Annotated in this window: 15 protein-coding genes; 1 reads left to right on the plus strand and 14 read right to left on the minus strand. The window is 47.8% G+C overall.

Annotated features, from left to right (window positions below; translation table 11 throughout):
- The first annotated feature begins 471 nt into the window (after positions 1-471).
- The gene (locus PGL02S_RS23065; RefSeq protein ID WP_036642522.1) at positions 472-1,728 is read left to right on the plus strand and encodes an MFS transporter; all 1,257 of its coding nucleotides are present in this window, start codon (positions 472-474) and stop codon (positions 1,726-1,728) included.
- 60 nt (positions 1,729-1,788) lie between these two features.
- Here the strand turns inward: PGL02S_RS23065 and PGL02S_RS23070 are convergent, their stop codons facing one another.
- The 14 genes from PGL02S_RS23070 to rfbC form a co-directional block, all read right to left on the minus strand.
- On the minus strand, positions 1,789-1,986 hold the full coding sequence (locus tag PGL02S_RS23070) for a hypothetical protein (RefSeq protein WP_036642523.1): 198 nt from the start codon (positions 1,984-1,986) through the stop codon (positions 1,789-1,791).
- Between the two features lie 183 nt (positions 1,987-2,169).
- Positions 2,170-6,570, minus strand: coding sequence for a S8 family serine peptidase (locus PGL02S_RS23075; protein WP_036642525.1), 4,401 nt, complete (start codon positions 6,568-6,570; stop codon positions 2,170-2,172).
- A 356-nt stretch (positions 6,571-6,926) separates the two neighbouring features.
- Complete coding sequence (gene ligA / locus PGL02S_RS23080) at positions 6,927-8,939, minus strand: NAD-dependent DNA ligase LigA (RefSeq protein WP_036642527.1); 2,013 nt, start codon at positions 8,937-8,939, stop codon at positions 6,927-6,929.
- A 78-nt stretch (positions 8,940-9,017) separates the two neighbouring features.
- Complete coding sequence (gene pcrA, locus PGL02S_RS23085; protein ID WP_006212976.1) at positions 9,018-11,348, minus strand: DNA helicase PcrA; 2,331 nt, start codon at positions 11,346-11,348, stop codon at positions 9,018-9,020.
- A 73-nt stretch (positions 11,349-11,421) separates the two neighbouring features.
- On the minus strand, positions 11,422-12,111 hold the full coding sequence (pcrB, locus tag PGL02S_RS23090; RefSeq protein ID WP_036642528.1) for a heptaprenylglyceryl phosphate synthase: 690 nt from the start codon (positions 12,109-12,111) through the stop codon (positions 11,422-11,424).
- A 224-nt stretch (positions 12,112-12,335) separates the two neighbouring features.
- Positions 12,336-15,656 (minus strand): S-layer homology domain-containing protein, encoded by a 3,321-nt coding sequence (locus PGL02S_RS23095; protein ID WP_036642530.1) that lies wholly within the window; start codon positions 15,654-15,656, stop codon positions 12,336-12,338.
- Between the two features lie 217 nt (positions 15,657-15,873).
- On the minus strand, positions 15,874-16,737 hold the full coding sequence (locus PGL02S_RS23100; RefSeq protein WP_006212979.1) for a phosphatidylinositol-specific phospholipase C/glycerophosphodiester phosphodiesterase family protein: 864 nt from the start codon (positions 16,735-16,737) through the stop codon (positions 15,874-15,876).
- A 130-nt stretch (positions 16,738-16,867) separates the two neighbouring features.
- Positions 16,868-17,473, minus strand: a complete 606-nt coding sequence (locus tag PGL02S_RS23105) for a class I SAM-dependent methyltransferase (protein WP_036642532.1) — start codon at positions 17,471-17,473, stop codon at positions 16,868-16,870.
- 500 nt (positions 17,474-17,973) lie between these two features.
- Positions 17,974-19,374 carry an undecaprenyl-phosphate glucose phosphotransferase gene (locus tag PGL02S_RS23110; RefSeq protein WP_036642533.1) on the minus strand — a complete coding sequence of 467 codons (1,401 nt, stop codon included), beginning with the start codon at positions 19,372-19,374 and terminating at the stop codon, positions 17,974-17,976.
- Complete coding sequence (locus PGL02S_RS23115; protein ID WP_036642535.1) at positions 19,371-20,282, minus strand: glycosyltransferase family 2 protein; 912 nt, start codon at positions 20,280-20,282, stop codon at positions 19,371-19,373. Before PGL02S_RS23115 ends, PGL02S_RS23110 begins: the two co-directional genes overlap by 4 nt.
- A gap of 111 nt (positions 20,283-20,393) precedes the next feature.
- Positions 20,394-21,320, minus strand: coding sequence for a glycosyltransferase family 2 protein (locus PGL02S_RS23120; RefSeq protein WP_036642538.1), 927 nt, complete (start codon positions 21,318-21,320; stop codon positions 20,394-20,396).
- Positions 21,321-21,396: 76 nt separating this feature from the next.
- Positions 21,397-22,281, minus strand: coding sequence for a dTDP-4-dehydrorhamnose reductase (gene rfbD, locus PGL02S_RS23125; RefSeq protein WP_036642543.1), 885 nt, complete (start codon positions 22,279-22,281; stop codon positions 21,397-21,399).
- Positions 22,278-23,300 carry a dTDP-glucose 4,6-dehydratase gene (rfbB, locus tag PGL02S_RS23130; RefSeq protein ID WP_036642544.1) on the minus strand — a complete coding sequence of 341 codons (1,023 nt, stop codon included), beginning with the start codon at positions 23,298-23,300 and terminating at the stop codon, positions 22,278-22,280. The genes rfbD and rfbB overlap by 4 nt, the downstream gene beginning before the upstream one ends.
- A gap of 12 nt (positions 23,301-23,312) precedes the next feature.
- On the minus strand, positions 23,313-23,861 hold the full coding sequence (gene rfbC / locus PGL02S_RS23135) for a dTDP-4-dehydrorhamnose 3,5-epimerase (protein ID WP_036642545.1): 549 nt from the start codon (positions 23,859-23,861) through the stop codon (positions 23,313-23,315).
- Between the last annotated feature and the right edge of the window lie 16 nt (positions 23,862-23,877).

The following is a 23,877-nucleotide window of genomic DNA, read 5'->3' on the forward strand; positions in this document are numbered from 1 at the left end:
GCTAACGTATCAACGTTTGCTTGTGTTACATTGACGTGTTCCATTTGTTCAGTTTTCAAGGAACTTGTTGGCTGCTTTGCCGATTAATCTCAATCAGCAGCGCAGGTTTATATCTTATCAAGTATTCAACTTGATGTCAACACTTTTTTTCGACACCGTTCGACAAGCTTCAAAAGCTTTCGTCAAAAGCGACAGTTAGTAATATACCATGCTGAAAGTGATATAGCAAGCTTTTTCATATATAATTATGCTACTTTTCTCATAACAACGTATCTATACGTATTTCGGTGTTTTAAGACTCCAAACTCCCCCCATTTATCTTTTATCCTTTACCAAAACCAATCGAATTTCAGACTCGCATTATTCTTCATTTCATCTCGAAATGTCATTGATTTCCTATTCAAAAGGTTTTAAGGTTAGTTCATCGCTTTTCTACAGCCCGACTACTTACATAAGAAAGGAGTTCGCCAAATGGCAGACAAAAGCATAACTCTCCAGAAACCCAAGGATACGCCAAGCCCTGCCCATGGAGAGGCACAACAGGCCACGGTATATAAAATACTGCTCGCTATCAGTTTTGTACATTTGTTCAATGATTCGATTCAGTCCGTGATTCCTGCTATTTTTCCTATATTAAAGGATAATCTCTTCCTTACCTTCACGCAGATTGGCTGGATCTCCTTCGCCATCAACTTTACGTCTTCCATTATCCAGCCGGTTATCGGCTACGCCGCGGATCGAAGGCCGACACCGATTCTGCTTCCGATCGGCATGTGCTTCACGTTTGCAGGCGTGTTCATTCTGGCCTATGCGCATACCTATGTCCTGGTGTTGTTTGCCGTTGTCCTGATCGGGCTAGGCTCTGCGACCTTCCACCCTGAAGGAATGCGGGTCGCCCATATGGCTGCAGGCATGCGAAAGGGACTGTCTCAATCCATTTTTCAGGTAGGGGGCAATGCCGGTCAGTCGCTGGCTCCACTACTTACGCGATATATCTTCGTACCGTTTGGACAGTTTGGCGCGATCGGGTTCACCTTCGTTGCCGCTGCGGGCATCCTCGTGCAATCTTATGTTGCCTATTGGTATCACGGTATGCTGAAGGCAGGATACACGTTTAAAAAGAGAGCCGCCGGGCGCATGCTCGATCCCGCCCGCCGTAAAAGCATTCGCAACGCAACGCTGGTGCTCGTCGTCCTTGTGTTTATCCGCTCCTGGTATGGCGCAGCCATCAGCAGCTATTATGCCTTCTATCTCATGGATGCTTACCAGATCAAGCTGGATAATGCTCAGATTTATATTTTCCTGTTTCTCGCTTCAGGAGCCATAGGCACTTTCTTCGGTGGACCTCTGGCAGACCGGTTCGGACGCAGAAACATGATTATGTTCTCGATGATTGGTACAGCTCCGATTGCTCTGATCCTTCCATTTGTCTCCCCGTTCTGGGCGGCCGTTCTGCTCGTGATCGGTGGGTTTGTACTTCTGTCGAGTTTCTCGGTTACCGTCGTCTATGCTCAAATGCTGCATCCGGGCAATATTGGCACGGTCTCCGGACTGATTACCGGGTTCGCTTTTGGCATGGGCGGTATCGGTTCGCTTGTACTCGGTAATCTTGGGGATGCCTGGGGAATCGGAAATGTCATGATCTCAATTGGTTTTCTGCCTCTGCTCGGTCTCCTTGCCCTGCTTCTTCCTGGCGATGACAAGCTGGACGAATGGTCCAGAGAATAACCCTCATATCGTAAAAAAGACACTCATCAACTGCACAGTACGTGCATGGTGAGTGTCTTTTTATTTGATTTTTCTAACGAGTTTGACGAACCAGTACAGAAATATCCATGGCAGTACGTACTTCGTCAGCCATTCGATGCTCATGCGAAGATCTTCCGCTTCCCTCCCGGGCTGAGTCAATCCACTTAAAACCCAAATGATTATAAACAACGGGAATAAGAGTATGGCCAGATAGCCGAATGTTTTTTTACTCTTCATGTCTATCCCTTCCGATTAAAGATTGACTAATCCATATAAAATATACCATGACACAATGAGAATATATAACCATATTTTACAGTTTAAAAAAGAAAGGAGCTGGCCCGGTTCTTTTTAAGACCCAGGACAACTCCCGTCGATTCTACCCTATCTTACTGCATATAATCACTAGCTCGTAGATCATCAGATTTTATTCAAATAATCCAGCAAGCGATACACAATCACGGATACCTGCGCCCGAGTGGAGGTTTCGTCTGGAGCAAAGCGGTTGCCGCTTACGCCCTTAACCAGACCCTCCTTCACAGCAAAGGCTACAGCCGCACGTGCATCCTCCGAAATCAGATTCGCATCGTTAAATGACAAGGAGCCTGCTTCGAAATCAATCTTCAACGCTTCAGCAATCATGACTACCATATCCTCACGGGTTAGCGGATTCTTCGCACCCGCTTCTGTGCTGCGTGTCTCCCAATCAATGCCTGTCTCAAAAATACGATCAAGCAGCGTCGCAAATTCGGCGCGGGTCACTGCATTGTTCGGAGAGAACCGGCCTGCACCGGTACCGTTCGTAATATGCTGTGAAGCCGCAACTTCGATCTCATCTTTAGCCCAGTGGCCTACGATGTCGCTGAAGGTTGCGTTATTCTCAGCGGCTGCATAAGATCCCGGTCCGTTGATACGGAACGTGATCGATCCGCGTGACGCCGATTGCAGCAATCCTGCGGATTGCAGGTCTCCTTTTTCCGACTGAACGTAAGCTCCAACCTTACGAGTATCTTTCACTTTGGCCGGGTCATAGTTCAAGGTCAACAGAAGCGGATGTTTGAACTTCGCGGCGTGTTTAACCGTAACAATGGAAGATACAGCGCTCAAGCTGTTTCCGGATCCTGCTTTGCTCGCAGTTACCGAGACCGTTAGGCTGACTCCGCTGGTCGTTGTGAAATCATCCAAGGCATCGGCAGGCACTGTCAGGGTAAAGCCGTTACCAGTTATAACAAGAGGCTTGCCCGATGCTTTCAGTTTATCAACGGTTGCCTTGCCCAGTGTAAGAGCTACATCGCTATATTTACTGAATTCAAGCTTGGATACGTCCAGCTTCACTTCCTTGCTGTCGCCAGCAATTCCAGCTGTAACCGCTGCTTCGGACAGGGCAGCTGTTGCAGACTCGGTGCCGTCCGCATTTTTCTTCGTAGTTACTTTGGCATCACCCGAAACTTCAGGAGCTGGAGTGGATGGTGTGCCTGTGGATCCGCCACCGGATGATGAGCCGCCGCCAGGATTACCTGGATCTGGAGTGCTTGGTACATTAACAGATACCGCAGCTTTTCCTTCCAATCCTTGATGGTCCTTAACCGAAAGCTCAACGTTGTATTTACCTGAGGACAGTCCATCTAACGCAATGTTAAATGCGCCATCCTGTTCGACGTCGAAGCTGCCTTGCTTGGCAACGGTCTTGTCGGCTTTTTTGACAACATAAGTGGCATCCAGCCATTCGCTGACATCAAAATCAATCGTCCATTCGTCCATTAAAGCCGGAACAGCCGTAACATAAAGATCGTTGATGGTTCCAGTTAATGCGAGAGGGGAACCACTGGAAGCCTGCACATCAGATTTTGTGTTAATGATAGGTGCTTTGGTTTTGACAAAGAACGGAATGGTTGCGTAATCGCCGTAAACGACCCTATTAGTACCGAGGGACTTAAGATCTACCGAGTACAGACCGTCTTTAATCAATTCAATTTCTTCGGTTGTGTAATTGAAGTACTCCCCATCAAATCCGAGCGTATATTCCGTATTGGCTTCGAAAAGAAACTCATCTGCACCAAAAATCTGCCCAATCAACCCGTCACCATCTGGTCCTGATTCAGGATTCAGGCTATCGTACAAATCAATGATGACAACTTGCATAGGATTATAAAATTCGAAACCTACAGACACTTCACCAAGCTCCCCCTGTTCATTCAAAGGAAAATGCGGCAGGTAGGTTTCCGTGTCGTTATAGACCTTCGTATATTTGACACCCGTCATTTCAAGATTAAAGTATGCTACAAAAGGTACAGAATAAGTGCGGGTACCGTTTACAAAGTTAATATAGCCCTGCTGTTCCGAAACTCGGGTAATACCGGCTGGTACTTCTAGCGTTACGATCAATTCTTTCTCCCCGCTTAAGTCAAAGGAGGATTGATCCACCGTAACCGCTACTCCCGGGGTCGATTGTGTTGTATGAACCTCAACCTCAAACGCTCCGCCAATACCACCAATCTGTTCAACCTTTATTTTCTTCTGAACGGTTTGAGCCGTTGCTCCCGTAAAATTACCGAAGTTAATGCTTCCGGTAATGTTGTCCTGCTCTTTACTTGTTCCGTTTTCCAAATAAGAGGTCTTATCCAGAACCTTGACCAGAGCTTCGGCCTGAATGGTATCAACTGCCTGAATACGTCCGGCTCCTTGATCCGTGACATCATAGGAATCCGTATCCAGCACTTTGGCATTGTTCATCAGTGCGACTTTCACATCAAACGGAGTCCAGTCACTGTGTTTCTCCAAGACGAGTGCGGCAAGCCCCGCTACGTGTGGAGCAGCCATGCTTGTACCCGTTAAACGGTCATAGGATTGACTGTAATCCGCGTCTGGATCGTTCTTCCCGTAAGCCGGAACGGATGATAGAATGCTTGTTCCCGGTGCTACAACGTCAGGTTTAATATCCAGCGTCTTTTTAGCCGGACCGCGGGAACTTGAGTCATTGATCTCGTCTCCGGCCGACTTGTTTCTCATAAAATCGGAAAAACTCACTTTGAGATCGGGGTTGGCGTCGAGCAGAGATTTGATGGCATCCCCATCTTCTTTACTCATACTAAGCGTCGGAATAAAGTTAAAGCTGTCACCAAGCAGGACGCCGATCGGTCCCGGATTTTGATTAAATACGATCGCTCCGATGGCACCTGCTGCCTTGGCATTGGCAATTTTATCTACGAATGCGAGTTCTCCGCGTTTAATCAACGCGATTTTGCCCGCCACGTCTTTGCCTGCAAAGTCCTCAGGTTTACCCAGGTCCGCATAAACGAGGCCAAACTCTCCGTTAAGGACTACTTCCGGATCCTCGGCGAGATTCCAAGCCATCAGTTCAAGTTTATACGTAGCGTCTACTACGCTCAAAGGTGCATTTGTGTCTGCTGCAGGAACAGCTTCTTCTTCGGCAGATTCAACAGGGACCGCATCCGCTGCCGGAGCTTCTTCGCCTGCTGCATTCGACGGGTTCTCATCCGTCACTGCCAGTTGGGCTATATCATCTGCTTGTACACCAGGCGGTTCTTCAGGAACAGTCGGTTGTTCAGGCTGAGCCCCAGTATCTACTGCGCTCTCATCCACGCTGATTGGCGCCGCAGGCGGTACAGCATCCGTGTAAAAATGCGTGGTTGCCGAAATTTCATCACTTGGCCCTGTAGAGTTACCTACGGTAATGGCAAATGCTGATGCCCCCGGGGATCCTACGGTCCACCGGTTCGGCCCCGAGTTGCCGCTGGAAACGACTGGCGTAACACCAGCCAGCGCAGCATTATTAATAGCTACGGACGTGACGTAGTCCGGATCATTGCGGGCATTGCCAAGCGAGAGGTTAATGACATCCAGTCCATCCTGAACTGCACGGTCGATACCTCCCAGTACCCAGCTGGACTTACCACTTCCATAAGGTCCAAGAACACGATAGGCGTATATATCCGCTTCCGGAGCGATACCCACAACGTCGAATTCACCCGCATCCCGGGCTGCGATGGTGCCCGCCACATGCGTTCCGTGTTCGGTCCAGTACGTGCTTCCTCTATCATCCACCTCTGGCGGATTGGTAGGATCGTTCTCCCAATCAAGCGGTGTCGTTTCATAAGGATCATTATCGTTATCCACGAAGTCATACCCACCCTTATAAGCATCCTTCAGTATAGGGTGAACGTAATCGATTCCCGTGTCGATTACACCAACTTTAACCCCTTTACCCGTATATCCCAGATCCCATACCTCTGGAGCGCCAATGAACGGGCCTGTATCCTTCATATGCGGGCTAACTTCACCTTTTGGTCCTGCCGTTACTTCCAGATCGGGATATACCCCGAGCACACCCGGGATCTTGAGAATGTCTTCAAGTTTATTGCTGTCCATCTCCAATGCTACCCCGTTAAAAGCATAGCTATATTGGTTTGAAACCTCATGATTGATATGGTTGGTGCTCAGATTGTCAATGAAGGTCTGCTGCTGCAGTTCTACCTTCTGCTCAACCCTTGCCTTCATGGAAGAACTAAATGATTTGCCCGCTATCGAGGAAATCCCCTTCGCCAGTGCAACCGGCTCAGCAGACAATTCAACGATGACATCAACTTGACCCGTCCCCAAACTTTCCAATTGTTCATCAAGCACAGGCGTCTTGGCAAGCTCAGCCCGATCCTGCAGAATCTGCTTTAATTGCAAAGCATCTTCCGCACTTAACGGGTTGTTCAGCAGTTGCTTGGACTCCGATGGAGCAGCAGCTGCCGGAATAACCAATGAAAGCATTAATATCAAACTTAATAATATGGACAACACTCGTTTACTCAAGACTTTGCTCCTCCCTACAACTCAATTTTCTGTTATAACAACAGGGTCTTAAAACTAGCAGTAAACGACTTCACTACCACCTCTTTCTATTGGATGACTGACCCATGGTAAATAACTTCTAGACCACAAAATTAGATTCCTCCATCCTTTTCTGTATGTTTTTGTTAAAAAAAGTCGATTTCATAGGAGGTTTTGACGAATGAGAGAAAACGCAATAGATTCAAGAAAAATCAAGCTTACAAGGGAAGTAAGAGAGGTTGAATCGAGCGAGTGAAAAAAAGAAAACCGAGGCTATTGATAGCCTCGGTTTATATAGGGTTTTATCTGCTTCTGCAAGATATATCCAGATTAAGATGTTATTCGTTCAGCAAGCGCACGAACTCTTCTTCATCCTCCAGGATGTCGATGCCGAGCTGCTGGGCTTTGGCCAGCTTGCTGCCGGCTTTTTCGCCTGCGATGAGGAGATCGGTTTTCTTGGACACGCTGCCGGTGACTTTGGCACCGAGTGCTTCCAAGCGTTCCGTCGCCTCTTCACGGGTCAGCAGATGAAGCGTGCCTGTCAGCACAACGGTTTTGCCGCTGAAATAGGAATCGCTGCTGACCGGCTTCGGTGCTTCCGGCGCTTGTGCTTGAACGCCCAATGAAAGCATCTTCTCGATACTCGCCTGCGCAAAAGGGTCGGCAAAGTATCCGGCGATACTGTCGGCCACGATGCCTCCTACGTCCGGAAGCTCGACGAGCTCTTCTGCGGTCGCTGCCATCACTCGATGCAGATCACGGTAGTGATCGGCCAGCATCTTGGTCGTGGATTTGCCGGTATTCGGAATACCCAGGGCGAAGAGGAACGATGCAAGATCCCGCTCCTTACTCTTCTCGATGGCGTCCAGCAGGTTCTGTGCTTTTTTCTCGCCGAATCGCTCCAGCTTCACCAAGCTGTCAAAAGAGAGGGTATACAGATCCGCAGGCTCCCGAACGCCGAGCTCCTCATACAGCTGAATGGCGGTTTTGTCGCTGAACGTTTCTATGTCCATGGCGTCCCTGGAAGCAAAGTGCGTAATTCTCGCCACGATCTGCGGTTTGCAGCCGGTCTTGTTGTTGCAGAACAGATGCGCCCCGCGCTGCTCCAACGGGAATCCGCATGACGGACACTCCACCGGGAACAAAATCTCTTCGCCGTCGTTCTCTTCCGTTACTTTTCCAAGAATTTCGGGAATGACGTCATTCGAACGGCGGATGAAGACACGTGAGCCCAGCGCGAACTTGAGGTTCTTGCGCTCAATATCCCCGATATTGTTCAGCGTGCAATTTTGCACGGTAACACCGGCAAGCTCAACGGGCTCCACGCGCGCGAGCGGCGTGATTTTACCCGTTCGTCCCACGTTCCAGGTGACCGACTGCAGTACGGTCGTAGTTTCTTCCGCTTCGAACTTGTAAGCGACCGCCCAGCGAGGGAACTTGTCGGTGTATCCCAGCGCCTCGCGGATGCGGAAATCGGTCACCTTCACAACCGCTCCATCGATGAGATAGTCCAGCTCGGAACGGCGTTTCTCGATATCGGCCAGCTGCTCCATCACATCATCAAACTGCTCAAAGTAGAAAATGTAAGGATTGACCTTAAGGCGGTTCTCACGCAGGAAATCCATCATTTCCTTGTGGTCGGCAAAAGTGATTCCATCCGAGTAGCCTACATTATAGAAGTAAGCGTTCAGCTTGCGCTCGGCCGTCACCTTCGGACTGAGATTGCGAAGCGCCCCTGCCGCCGCATTGCGCGCATTCTTGAGCGGCTCGGCTGCGGTTTGATTGTATTTTTCCAGCACCGACAGGTTCATGATACCTTCGCCCTGCACTTCAATCGTGCCCTCATCATAAGGAATCGTCAGCGGGACCGATTTGATGGTCTTCACCTGGGGCAGTATGCCTTCGCCTACTGCACCGTTGCCCCGTGTCGAAGCTTGAACCAGTTTGCCGTCCTGATAGGTCAGGTTCAGCGTTAACCCGTCAAACTTCAGCTCCAGCGCGTAACAAGGATTCGGCAGAGGATTGCCGGGATTCTTCGTATTGTAGTCATTGACCAGCCTGACCACCCGATCATGCCAGGTACGGAGCTGCTCGATGTTCTGAGCCTTATCGAGACTCCATAACGGAGCCAAATGACGGTGCGGGGCAAAACCCTTCAGAATCTCCCCTCCCACCCGCTGGGTCGGAGAATCCGGAAGCGTCGCTCCGGTCTCTGCCTCCAACGCTACCAGCTGATCGTACAGGGCATCATACTCCTTGTCGCTCACCAGCGGCTGATCCAGCGTATAGTAGTGGTAATTATAATTGTTCAGCTCCGTGATGAGCTTCCCCATCTTTTCCTTGAAATCCATACAGGGGCAATCCTCCTTCAATAATATAAGGGCATAACAGGTTGCGTTTCGTTCATGCTGATGCTCCTAGTTCTTCCCTTATTCCACCTTCGTAATCGGCGCGAAACCGGCAAGAAGACGTTTTACGCCAACCGGTGCCGGAAAAGCAATCTGCAGCTCCATGTCATTGCCGCTTCCCTTCACCGCCACAATGGTGCCGGTACCCCATTTGCCATGGGCTACTTTGTCGCCAGCTTTAAATTCCCCGCTGCCCGAAGCAGACGCTGGTCGGGATGCGGCACCGGTTGTCATGGTCACCCGGCTCTTCGGTGCGGCTTGAGCCGAAGCCGTCGATCCACTTAGGGAGAGGTCCACGCTGCGTCCACCGCCAAAGTTGCTGCCTCCGCCTCCGCCGAAGCCACGTCCTGCATAAGATCCGCCTACACTTCCGCTTCCACCGCGGCGGTAGCGGTCATGCGCCATCTGCGTGTCTTCCTTCAGCTCCTCCGGGATTTCCTCCAGGAAGCGTGAAGGCGGGTTCGCCGTCGTGCGGCCAAAGAGTGTACGCATACGCGCACAGGACAGGAACAGCTGCTTCTCGGCACGCGTAATGCCGACATAAGCAAGGCGGCGCTCCTCTTCCAGCTCTTCGTTATCCATGAAGGCACGGCTATGCGGGAATACCCCTTCTTCCATGCCGATAATGAACACCACCGGGAACTCCAGACCTTTGGCGCTATGCATGGTCATGAGCACGACAGCGTCGTCACGGTCTTCTTCGTCATCGTTCATCGAATCGATGTCCGCGATCAGCGCAAGATCCGTAAGGAAGGAGATGAGGGACTTATCCTCATTATTCTTCTCAAACTCTTGCGTAACCGACAGGAACTCGTCAATGTTCTCAAGGCGGGATCTGGATTCGATCGTATTCTCATTTTGCAGCTCGAGCCGGTATTCGGACATCTCCAGTATTTTTTCCGTAAGCTCGGTGACCGAGAGAAACTCGACCATTCGACTGAGGGCGGCAATCATGTCGTAAAAGCCCACCAGCGCATTGCGCGTCCGTCCGGCAAAACCGAGGTCGTCCACGATTTCCAGCACGCGGAAGATCGAGATGCCCCGCTCTCCGGCTGCTGCAGCCAGCTTCGCGACGGTGGTGTCACCGATGCTTCGTTTGGGCACGTTGATGATCCGCGTCAAACTGATATCGTCATCCGGATTCGAAATCAGGCGCAGGTAGGCGAGCATGTCCTTGATCTCTTTGCGATCATAGAACTTGATACCCCCGACGATCTGGTACGGAATGTCCGACTTGATCAGAATTTCCTCGATAACCCGGGACTGCGCATTGGTCCGGTACAGGATCGCATGATCCTGATAGTTCTTGCCTGCATTGATGTTCTTGCTGATTTCCGAGGTAACAAAATATCCCTCATCATGCTCCGTATCCCCCCGGAACACCTTGATCTTCGGTCCTTCACCTTGCTCGGTCCACAGATTCTTCGGCTTGCGGCCCGTGTTCAGGCCAATCACATTGTTGGCAGCGTTCAAAATGTTCGCTGTAGAACGGTAATTCTGCTCCAGCAGAATCGTCCGCGCCTCGGGATAATCCTGCTCAAAATTCAGGATGTTCGTGATGTCCGCACCGCGCCAGCGGTAGATGGACTGATCGCTGTCCCCGACCACGCATATGCGGTGATGGCTGTCCGCCAGCATACGGCAGAGCATGTACTGCGCCCGGTTGGTATCCTGATATTCATCTACATGAATGTACTGGAATTTGCGCTGGTAGAAGTCGAGGACCTCCGGCACTTCCTTAAACAGCTGGATCGTGGTCATGATCAGATCGTCGAAATCAAGCGAGTTGTTGCTCTTCAAGCGCTTCTGGTATTCGGTGTACACCTTGGCTACAAGGGATTCAAAATAGTCCCCGGCTTTCTGTTCATACTGCTGCGGGGAGATCAGCTCATTCTTGGCCGCGCTCATGGCCGCTTGAACCGCCTTCGGCTCGAATTTCTTCGGATCGATGTTATGATGCTTCATCACGTTCCGAATGACCGATAATTGGTCCGTTGAATCCAGAATGCTGAAATTGGAGGTAAAACCAATCCGCTCGATGTCTTTGCGCAGAATGCGCACGCACATCGAGTGGAATGTCGATACCCAGATATCCTGGCCTTCGCGGCCGACCAGCTTGGATACCCGCTCCTGCATCTCGCGGGCTGCTTTATTCGTAAAGGTAATCGCAAGAATGCTCCATGGTGCGGCTTTACGGGTGGCGATCAGGTAACCAATCCGGTGCGTCAGCACCCTCGTCTTGCCTGAGCCGGCTCCTGCCATAATGAGCAGAGGTCCGTCCGTAGCTTCAACGGCCTTCCGCTGCTCGGGGTTGAGACGCTTGACCGCCTCGTGTATGTCAATGGGCTGCATATTATTTTGCCTCCTAGATTTGTAGATTCAATAAAAGAGAAATGATTGCAAACAGAAAAGATAGCCGATCCGGTCAGCCCTTCACAGCCTTAACCGTCTCAAGCGCCTGCTCGAGATCATCGTACACTACGTTGCCTACAATGATCGTATCTGAAATAGAGGCAGCTTCCAGCGCTTGCTGGGCGTTGGTTATTCCGCCACCGTAGAACAAACGGGCATTATCCAGCGATCTTCGGACCGTACGAACGGTCTCCATATCTCCAAAGGCTCCGCTGTATTCCAGGTAAACAATCGGTAAATTCATCAGCTTGTCCGCGATCTGCGCATAGGCGGCGGCCGTGCCTGCTTCAATCGAAGTCTCTGCTCCGGTCAGCTTCGCCACCGCCGCATTCTCGTTTAATACGATATACCCTTCGGTCACAACCAAGTCCCACGGAATCATATAACCATAGCATTCGATTCCTTCACGATGCCGCCCCATGATCCAGGTCGGATCCTGTGTGTTCAAAACCATCGGGATCATGTACAGATCAAATCCGGGTACAACGGCTTCCAGATCGGATACTTCCTGTACGCACGGCAGCTCATAGCGCCTTACACGGGACAGAAGATCCACGGTATTTTCATAAGTGACTCCGGTTGAACCCCCAACCATAATGGCATCGGTTCCTGACATGCATACCACATCAAGGCTGTCGTCACTGATCTCCTTGTCGGGATCCAGCTTAAACACATGCTTCCAGGATAGTATCATCTCTTTCAAGCGTCATTCCTCCACGTTCACGGGTTACTATTATACTAAAATAAGTCTATGCTAGCACGGTAATCAAGTCAATTTATGTTCGTATAAAATGCGAACATTTTTTTGGTAATTGTGATGTGTGACCTAATGGCCGCGGTACTTACTGCTGTGAAGGGAATGAAAAAGCCCGTCCGAATTCACTAGAGTGAATCCGACGGGCGGAGGAGATTATATTGGCCTCATGTTTAGAGCAGGCTAATTAGTAGTCCCGCCAGCTGTTTAAGAGACGCTATTTTAACATCGTTTTGGCTGCCAACTCTTGCTTGCATCGCAGCATCACGAGCAGAAATCAGCTCCGTCAAGCCAGGATCATCATGAATTAGCTCATCGGCATCTTCAACAGCCTCTTCAATCAGGATATCCAGCGTTGGGACAATAATGGAGATGGTTTGTGCGATTGTCTGCTGCGACCCACGGACCAGCTTAACCTTTGCTTGATAAGTAACGTATTGATTTCCGTCATTGTAATTCTCAAGAAGGATAGCACCTTGATCTTGCTTAAGATATACGCTGCCAATCACGGTTGCTGGAGTTGTCATTTCCAGATCCTCAATGATCACTAAAGTATCATCCAATAGAGGATTATTTCGATCTGTAAGATAAACAGCCTCCCCAACCGTTGTAAGATAGGAAACTCTCGACTCTAACGATAGTTTGGCCTTCTCTTCGTTGAGAAGTTCAAGCTCTCCGTCTTTAATGTCCAGCGTATCGTAAGTCGTATCCAAAACTTGATTACTGCTTACATCAATAAACTCAGTTTTAAGTGTATATCTTCCCGCTTGCTTGAACTTCAGCTCATACTGGAGTTCAAGATTGGACACATCATATCCGTTATCATTTGAACCGTGGTAAGCCTCAATCGAATTATTCAATGAATTGGTCTGGAACGGTAACAAAGCTCCTTCACTTGACTTGAGTTCAATAAGAGCCGGGTTCAGCGGACCCTCAACAGAAAAACGAAGGAAGACCTTATCTTGCGTTGGATAATACCCTGTACCCAATGTAAGCTGTAAAGCGTTATCTACTAACTGATTTCCTTCAATGGATGAGTAAAAATTATAATCGATGGCTGGCTGAAGATCGGATTGAGGCTCATCCACAACAAGTTTGTTATGATCCGTGAAATTCAGTTCCGCACCGTTAACTTCCATATCGAATACATACCAGTATAACTCGTCTCCGCTTCCACTCGGGATATGATATGTTTTCACAGGCTGACCGCTATTCCCGCTGTATATCTCAACCTTAGCAGATGAATTACGCAGCGTTTCCGATCCGTTATATCCGTTTCTGGAGTAGTTGTGAATATAGAACTGATACTTGCCGTCTACGCGCTTGCGGATTGTCGTTGTCTCTGGGCCATAGGAGTCTGTATCATCATGGTCCAGATCCGCGAACTTTTCTCCTTGATAATAATATTCCCGGTCACCAAAATAAGTGTGGAATGATCTTCCATCAGGTGTTGGTCCAAGCAGATGGGAGTCTTCATCCCGCGGCTTCTCTCCCCATGTCAACACGATGCGAATCTCATCGTTTGCCGGGATTTTGATTGCAGTCGCATCTTCATTCCGGTTAAAGCTGTCACTTAGTGAGACGCCTACTACATAAGTCGTAATAAAGCCGGCTTTTGTGAGTTGTCCAGTATATACCCCGGCTGGCAAATTAGCGGTATATCGTCCATCTGCATTCGTAAGCGTCGACGTCGCAATGCTGCCCGTTGTATTGCCTAATCCTCTGCGGAAATCAATTCTCATACCTTCCACAGGGAGTTCGTTAACATCGGTTATTGTCCCTTCAAAGCCTTCGAGTTTAATGCTGCCTGTTAAACTTGTTGTGAATTTGGAGCTGCCTGCTGCAGGAGTAACATTAAGAACCAATGTATCACCATAGTGTTCATCCAGCGAAATCGGTGTAAATGTCAGTGTCTTAGTCGCGTTATTAAACGTAAAGTCCTCCAACTGATAAACAGCACCTGCAACCGTTGCGCTGATGTTAAAATCAATTAGTTCCAGAGACGGAACTGCATTCACAAACTGTAGTACTGCCTGTCCGTTACTCAATTGAATACGGTCCGTAACCGGCGGCTGGGTAGGATTAGGATTCGTTGTATTCCCGCTCTCTCCGGTTCCAGCGTTAGATCCAGAAGTAGAACCTCCGCTACCAACGCTTACGGTAACGTTATCCGCTAACACCAGACTGCCCGGGCGCTGAGTGAAGGATACGCCAGCAGCATTAACTTGAGCACTGCCAATGCTTCCCTGACCACTCACAGACGCTGCTGCATTAAGAATCAGGGATAGAACAGATGCGGAAGATCCAACATTCAGATTCGTGCCGGAAGCATTCGCCGCAACATTTAGCTGAGCTACAGAGCCTGAAGTAAGATTTACATTCAGCGAAGCTGCTGTAACATCCACTGTTTCAAACTGCCCTGCCAAAGTCACGTTGGAGCCAGATGGAATAAGATTGGACAATAACAGATCTTTAAACCCTTCACCTGTCAAACCTGTTTCTTCCAGTATCGCACCGGATTGCAGTGTAACCTGTGACACAGAGCTGCCACCTTCGGTAACGATACGGACACTGCCGTCCTTTTTGTTCACAATAACGGTAATAAGCACGGAGTCAACCACATGAATACTGTTTTTGCCTCCGCCTTTTATGGTTGTACTTCCCTTAACCGTTACCCCTTTAAGCGTGACGTCCCCTTCACCAACGCCTTCGCCAATGACAAGATTACCTTCTATGGTCATATTTTGAAGCGTGATATCCGAGGCATTAATATGTACGGATCCCGGAACGTTCTTGGTTCCTGTAACAGGACCGTATGTACCTGCCGTATCGTAACTCGTAACTTCCTGAGATTTAATCTCTTCAAGAGCACGATCGAGTACAGTAACGACTTCAGCACGGGATGCGCTTGCTGTCGGTCTGAACTTGCCATTGCTCCCATTCATGATACCGCTAGAAGCAACGGCTCCGATCGCTCCTTTGCTCCATGCCGGACTACGATCCGTGTCTGTAAATTTATTAGCTGCATCACTTGGCTTGAGCTCCATTAGTGAACTCAAGATGACAGCCAGTTCCTGACGTGTTACCTTGTTGTCTGGTTTGAAGGTTCCATTGCTGTAACCCTTCATATACCCCTGCAAAGCTGCCACGGACAAGTCATTATAGTACCATGATGTACTTTTGACATCGCTGTATGAAATGCCAGCCTTGGTCTCGAACTGAAACGATCGATTAACGACCGCTGCCAGTTGAGCTCTAGTTATTGGAGCATCCGGATTAATCTTTCCGGTTTGATCCCCATTAAGATAACCTTGTTCATTCCATTTCTGAAGTGTCTTGCTCGCCCAGTGTCCTTCAATATCACTAGCACTGGAAGTGGTTTTTGTTTCACTCTTTGCTGTTGCAGCGTAGGCTCCACCTAACGGAGACAGTATGAGGGTTATCCCTAATACAGCACTTAAAGCCTTCTGGTAAAATCCTAGTCTGTTACCCAAGTTGAATTCCTCTCTCTCACCTAATAATTTATTCATACTATAAGACTATTTGACTAAAAATCTATCAATTTATATCATTAGACCCAAATCATAATAGTCTTTAAGTTCTAATAACATTACCACTTCCAGTAAATAACACAAGCCAATTACTGGTATAAATAAAAAAATATGTCCTTTTATAGACATATTTTTTCAAATTCTGATATATGGTTATTGGCTAATACAAGTATCTCAAGCTGTTCTGCTCTATTTCCGGCTCGGTCAGCAAATCTGAGTATACACCATAAACACCCCATTTTTCATAATTGTTAACGGTATTGGTGTCGTTGATCGTATGCACATAAGTTACGGCCCCGGCTGCCTTCAGCTTTGCCACAAAATTCGGGCTGACTTTATACTCTGGCATGGTTACGGCGTCAATCTTGTTCTCCTGAACAAAGGCCGTGATCTCGGCAGGCGAATCCTGCGTGGCATAAAGCGTATAGATAATGGATTCAAAAGGATAGATCTCGTGGACCATATCAAGCATCGGTTCATTATAAATTTGGATAACGACTCGATCCAATAGTTCCGGGTCTCGCTGCTCGGCAGCATTCACGATCTCTGTCAGCAGGTGCTCAATATCCTTATCCTCCTGCTCCTTCGTATCCGTCACAATGTACATATCCGAATAGTGCTGCATCATGTCCATAATGGCCTCTATATCCATCGGTTGATATTGCTCCAGTATCGGCGTATTGATAAATTCCTCATGGGTTAGGCGGGCAGCTTGCTTATGATCCGGAAGTTTATCCTGCTGACCGAGCTGTTGGGTCATGCTCTCCGTCCACTCATGACGCGCAACAACTTTACGATCCTCAGTCAGCATCAAGTCAATCTCGAAGACACGAGTGCCCTTCTCGTAATTGGCAAGCATCGCTTCATAAGCATTGGTATACGGCTGCTCGCCGATACTTCCCATGGCATGCGCAATCAAGCGATAGGCCGTGAATCCCTGCGGTTCTTCTTCGTTCTCATGATAAGTGAGCAACAGAATACTGATGGCGGAAATTAAAATAAGGACAGCAATGATCCGTTTCATGGTATGCCCACCTTTTGCATAGTTGTTGCTAGTTAACTACCCTTTTGAATGGTTGGCAAAACAAAAAAAGCGCCATTCGGCGGCTGCCAAATGACGGAATGTTCTTTATGGATGCGGTAGTTATAGTACGCTAGCCCTTAGCCTTCAAAAGATGAATATACCATTTCAATCCTGCATTGTGATTAAACACACTCACTTTATCCAAGACGTCAAACCATCCGCAGCTTTCGATCTCTTCGATTTTATGTTCTACCATCGTATAATCCGGATCCTGGGTGTTCTTATGAGAATAAAGCGAAGATATGATGACCCCGTCCGGGGTTAGATAACGGGCATATTCAAGCAGCTTGCTTGGTGTGCTGGGCACGTATTGCAACGATTCGTTAAATACAATGACATCATAGCGTTTGTGTGGAACATAATGATTAATGTCTGCACAATAGAAAATGTGCCTCGAAGTTTTGCTGGATGCGATTTTGACAGCCTCTTCGGATAAATCCACGCCGGTGTAATTAGATTTTTCGCCCTCCAGGAGCATATCGTACAATATTCCGGCCCCGCATCCCATATCCAGGATTCCCTCGTCCGCAATATACTTTCTTATATAACCATACACGACCGAGTATCTGGCATATTCGGTGATGTCCGATAAATAATCCCACATGCGGGATCGGTACTCCTCGTCCCATTGCTGCTGGTTGCTTTCGATGAAATCCTGAACCTTCGCATTTTCCATTGGGATTCCCTCCTAGTATTGGATCTTTAGCTTCCACTTGCTAATACAATGACTGGATTGAAAACACGACAAATCGAAAAAATTTAGCGAACTCAAGAAAATCCTCTTCAGGCACGCGGTATAATAATGGCTGCTGCATGAGGTGCGGAGTCAGCGCTTGGAAGACGTTGGGTCATAGGCTGCACGGGCACCCTACGAAGAAACATATTCTCAGTGCGGTACCGCAGCAAGCCAACATTTCATTATAATAGTATTAAAGTTATATATTGTAAATATATCCGAGTAACTATTATCTGATGGGTGTGTTGCATTTCCAGCTTTTAAAAAATGAACCCATCGTCCTCTGGTATGTCATATTTTCACATGAAACGACAGTATTCGATATCTTTTCCTGTGATTCGTGCTTGGGATGTATTTATTTTGGCTACGTATCCGCTTCGTGGGACACAAGTAAAAAACGCCATTTGGCCCATGCCAAATGACGTCTTCATTGATTACAATCAGTATGCGTTCTTGAACCCGTTGCGGATCGTGCGCAGAATGATTTTGATATCAAACAGGATTGACCAATTCTCGATATAGAAAATATCGTGTTTGATCCGCTCCTCAATCGAGGTGTCACCGCGCAAACCGTTGCTCTGTGCCCACCCTGTGATGCCAGGGCGTACGTGGTGTTTCACCATGTACTTCGGAATCTCCTCTTTGAACTGCTCCACATAATAAGGACGCTCCGGCCTAGGACCCACCACGCTCATATGTCCGAACAGGACATTGAAGAACTGTGGCAGTTCATCCAGACTGGTCTTCCGGAGAAACGAGCCGAACTTGGTTCGGCGGGGGTCATTCTCCACGGTCCAGCCCGTATCCGTTGCCCCTTCCGGCAGCGGCTTCATGGAGCGGAATTTATACATATAGAAGTTCCTGCGGTTAAGCCCGACCCGCTCCTGCTTGAAGATGACGGGGCCGCGGGAGGTCAACCGGATTCCGAGGTAAATCCCGATCATTACTGGCAGGGTCAGGATAATCGCCACTAAGGAGAATACGATATCAAACGCACGCTTAAACAGTCTGTTTGCCGCAAGATCCAGCGGAATATCGCGTACGTTGATCATCGGCATACCCGCAAAGTTATCAAATACCGGCCTTGCCGGGAGGTAATCAAAAAAGTCGGGAATGATGAGCGTACGCACACCGGCTTTTTCACAAGCAGCAATGATTTCAGGATACAAGTGGTGTGCATTTAATGGAAGAGCCAGCACGACTTCATCCACAAGTTTCTCGTTTAACACCTTATGTAGATCGCCGACTGAACCTAGAATGGGTTTGAGCCTTCTGGCTTCGATCTCATCCCACTGCTGGTAATCATCCAGGAAACCGATGACTTCATAACCAAGCTCCGGGTATTGCTTTAGATTTTTGAAGAAGCGTTTGCCCAGCGTACCTGCACCCACGATGAGCACAAATTGGCGATTGTAGCCTTTTTCCCGAAAATGCTTGAGGGATTTCTTTAGGAAATAACGGTACAAGATGATAAAAGCGACGTTAAAGATCATGTAAATGGCGAGATACCATCGTGATATATCTACCTCTTTAACAAAAAACATGATACTTAAGAGAATGAACATACCGATGAAATGCATCTGGAAGATCTTTAAGAACTCGTCGGCAAAGCGCTTTTTCCGTTTCGGTGAGTACAAGGTAATCATGATGCCGACGACAACCGCAACCGCACCATAAACCAAGCTCCACATCCCGTAAGATTGGATGGGTAGCGGTTTTTCATACGGAAACCAACCACTCTCGAATTTCACCCACCATGCAAGCAGAAACGCCAGCTGGATAAATGCAAAGTCGGTAATCATATACAATTTAGTCAGAAAGCCTTGATTCTGCCGGATCATGATTTTACCTCCACTCCACCTGAAGCTTGCGTTATGGTTGCTGGACGAACGGGCTTGAGCCGGTTCGTAAGCAGGGACAGGAGCAATTTTAAACCAACGCCCGCATACACGGCTCCATTAACGAATATGTTGTATTTCTGCCGGTAATGCTTCCGATGAAAAAGAATCATCGCCCGATGGAACTCATAAATGATCTTGAACGGCCGACGCCGAGCGCTGCCGCCTTTATGATGGATAATCGTCGTCCGGGGGTAATAGTGAATTCCCCATCCCGCCTGTTTGATGCGATAGCACCAGTCAATGTCTTCCCCGTACATAAAAAACGTCTCGTCCAGTCCGCCCACCTGCTCGATCGTCTCGCGGCGCACCAGCATGAATGCCCCCACCAAGCAATCCACCGGGTACTCTACGTCCGGGTTCAAATATCCCAGCTGATACTGGTTAAACTCCGGTTTGTTCGGGAACAGCTTGCTCAATCCGAAGGCATAGTAAAAGGACGCCGAAGGCGTTGGGAACCCTCTTTTACAGGCCTTATCCAGCGAACCGTCCGGGAGGACGATTTTGCAGCCGGAAGCACCGATGATCGGATTATAGTCCATAAAAGCTACCATCGTCTGGATCGTATCCTGCTGGATAATCGTGTCGGAATTAAGCAGCAGCATATAGCGACCTTCCGCCACTTCCATCCCCTGATTGTTGGCTTTGGCAAAGCCGATATTCTCCGTGTTCTCGATCAGCTTGACCTGCGGGAATAACTCTCGGATGGTCTGAACGGACTCGTCCTTCGAGTTGTTATCTATGAGGATGATTTCGTATGTAAATTCGGTCTCCGATGCGTATACCGATCGCAAACAATCCACCGTCAGCTGACAGGTGTTGTAGTTCACGATTAAAATGCTTAAATCCATTGCATAACGTCTCCTGACAAATATAGTAATCTATCGACATTATAGCATAAAGACGCAGAACGGGCAGGAATAAAGAACTTCTATTGCTAAAATCTAGTTATTGATGGCTCTTTATATATAGCCCACAAGAATTAAAAAGCGAAAGAGTAACTGCTCTACAATGGATTGACGATATAATTTTGATTTTTGAAGAAAATCGATTTTTTCTCTAAGCCGTTCCCTGGGGGCAATAAAAAGTTCGAGCTGTTCTCTCTTACTGTCCTCCATTAAATGACCGTACACTCGATAAAACTCACTTGCTTGTTTGACAAGAAGATGCTCTCCTTTATGTTTTATGTAACTGCGATATTTCTGTTTTAGTTTGTTGAATAATGAGTTACTCCCACCTACAACATTATTCTCATGCTGGCGATACAGCATCGAAGGGTTCTTATCATACATTACATTGCCGAAACCAGATACCAAAAGGTAAAACCACCAGTCGTGCATGATGATCTTGGTGGGATCTATCTGATTACCCTCCATAAACTTATTCCTCGCTGCCTTATTTAACGTAATGGTTGCTCCGACAGCAATATTTTGCACCAAAGCATTGTAAAATGAAGCTTCCCTCAAAGGGAGCTTAGGCCAAGTACCGAGAGAATTTAAATCTTTATCGGCAAGCTCCGTAGATGTGAATACCATCCCTGGAACATGATCCGCTTGAGAACTTAACATAGTTACAGCACGCTCAATTTTTTGCTCCAGCCATACATCATCCTGATCGCAGAAACAGTAATAATCCGCATGGGGATCGGATTGCTGAACCAGCTCAAAAAAACTGGAAACAACCCCTAAATTACTTCCGACAATCACTTGGATTCGGTCAGGATAGGCTTTAACATATTCCTTTAATAATACTAGCGTTTGATCGGATGATCCATCATCTCGTACAAGAACAGAGATATGAGGATAACTTTGCCTTAAAATACTTTGTAGCTGGTTGGATATATAATGTTCTCCATTATAGGTAGACAGCAACACCTGAACCTGCTTCATTTTTTTATAACCTCCAAATAACTGCTAAATATAATATAAGGCCTGATCATACAGATCAGGCCGACAATTGCTATATTCACTTCAAGTATAGATCAGGGTGCTGCTTCATATCCACCATAAACTGCTTCAGTCCTTCGCCCCAATTCGGTAAATCATCTATTTGGTTTAGGCGGATAGCCAGGTGATCCATTGTTGAATTGGCTGGACGCGGAGCGGGACGCGGAAACTCAGTCGTCGTGCATGGCTGCAGCTCAGCCATGATCTCTAGTCCCAATTGTTCTCGTGCTTCTTCAAAAATAGCCTTAGTGAATTCATACCATGTACAAGAGCCGCTGTTGGAGGCGTGGTATAAGCCGTATTTTTCGGTGGAAATTAAGTTTACCAAGAACTGCGCCAGATCTACGGTGTAGGTGGGCGAACCTTTTTGGTCATTAACCACCTTCAGCTTAGGTTTTTCCTGACCTAGCCGGAGCATCGTTTTCACAAAGTTATTCCCGTGTAACCCAAATACCCAAGAGGTTCTTACGATAAACCACTTGGAACAGAAGTCCCGAATCATATCCTCACCTGCCAGTTTGGAGCGACCATAAATCGTTTGCGGGTCGGTGTCGTCGTACTCAACATAAGCCTTCTCACTAGTACCATTAAAAACATAATCCGTGCTGATATAGACTACGGCGGCACCTATCTTTTCGGCGGATACTGCGATATTTCGCGTACCTATCGCATTCACAAGATAAGCACCGTCTGTATCGGTTTCGGCTGCGTCTACAGCCGTATATGCTGCGCAATGAATGATGATATCCGGATTATGAGATGAAATAACCTGTTTGCATAGCTCCATATTCGTAATATCCAGTTCTGCTCTTCCACAGCCGATAACCTGATACCCAGCTTCAGCAAGAACATGCGTTACATCCTGGCCCAACTGACCGTTGGCTCCGGTTACGAGTACCTTCATTCAGCTTCACCCAACCGCTTCCCGTACTGCTGGGTCATATAATCCCGGTAAGCTCCAGACTGGATACGTGTCCACCAATCCTTATGGTTCAAATACCACTGAATCGTTTCCTTAATGCCTGTCTCGAAGTTATGCTTGGGCTTCCAGCCCAGCTCATTCATGATTTTTGTGGGATCAATGCCATAACGACGGTCATGGCCTGGGCGATCAGCAACATAAGTGATCAAGGATTCCGGCTTGCCGAGCTCTTCCAGAATCGTTTTGACGATATGCAGATTGGTCCGCTCGTTGTTCCCCCCGATATTATAAACCTCACCTATTTTCCCCTGATGAATAACCAGGTCGATCGCACTGCAATGATCCTCGACATACAGCCAATCGCGGATGTTGAGGCCATCGCCATAGACTGGCAAAGATTCATCATTTAGGGCACGAGAAATAATCAGAGGGATCAGCTTCTCAGGGAATTGATATGGACCATAATTATTCGAGCAACGGGTAATGTTAACCGGGAGACCAAAAGTCTCATGATAAGCCCTTACGAGCAGATCCCCGCCTGCTTTGCTAGCTGAGTAAGGACTGTTAGGAGCAAGTGGTGTCGTTTCAGAGAATAATCCCGTATCCCCGAGAGAACCGTATACTTCGTCAGTGGATACTTGAACAAACTTGGTCACGCCATATTTTTTGGCTGCATCCAGAAGAACCTGTGTGCCCATGACATTGGTGTTTACAAAGATCTCCGGTTCCAGGATGCTGCGATCCACGTGGGATTCTGCTGCGAAATTAACTACGACGTCAATGCCTTGTTGGAAAATCGCGTCTACTGCTGGTTTATCAGCGATATCTGCCTGTACGAATGAGTAGTTAGGATGGTGTTGAACGGATTTTAAATTTTCAAGGTTGCCCGCATACGTAAGAGCATCCATGTTGATGATCTGGTAATCGGGATACTGCTGAATCATATATAAAATAAAGTTACTGCCTATAAAACCGGCCCCGCCGGTAACAAGTAGTTTCATCCAAACTGCCCCCTAGTCAAAATTCATCTCTGCGTCTTTCAGCAGCGGGTGCTGCTGGTCTTTATCCGATAAAATCGGATTTGATGTTGGCCAATCGATCCCCAAAGCCGGATCCTTCCATAGTATGCCGCGGTCATTTTCGGGGGAATAATATTCGTCCACTTTATAAAGCACTTGAGTGTTAGGAACGAGCGTACAGAAACCATGTGCGAACCCCTTTGGCACTAAAAGTTGTCGCTTGTTGTGTTCGCTTAATATAACGCCAACCCATTGCCCGAAAGTAGGAGAGCTTTTGCAAATGTCTACGACTACATCATAAATAGCACCCGTTAACACACGAATGAGTTTCGTCTGAGCCTTGGGATTAAGTTGATAATGAAGGCCTCGTAACACGCCAGGTTCAGATGAAAGGGAGTGATTATCTTGAATGAAGTTATATCGAATACCGTGTTCTTGAAATAACCGTTCATTATAGCTTTCCATAAAAAAACCCCGGTTGTCTCCATGGCATTTTGGTTCAAGAACGATGGCTCCGTTTATTTGTAAAGGAGTTAACTTCATAATACTTTGTTCTCCA

Origin of the sequence: Paenibacillus glucanolyticus NBRC 15330 (assembly GCF_004000885.1) — a bacterium.
Lineage (GTDB): Bacteria > Bacillota > Bacilli > Paenibacillales > Paenibacillaceae > Paenibacillus_AQ > Paenibacillus_AQ glucanolyticus.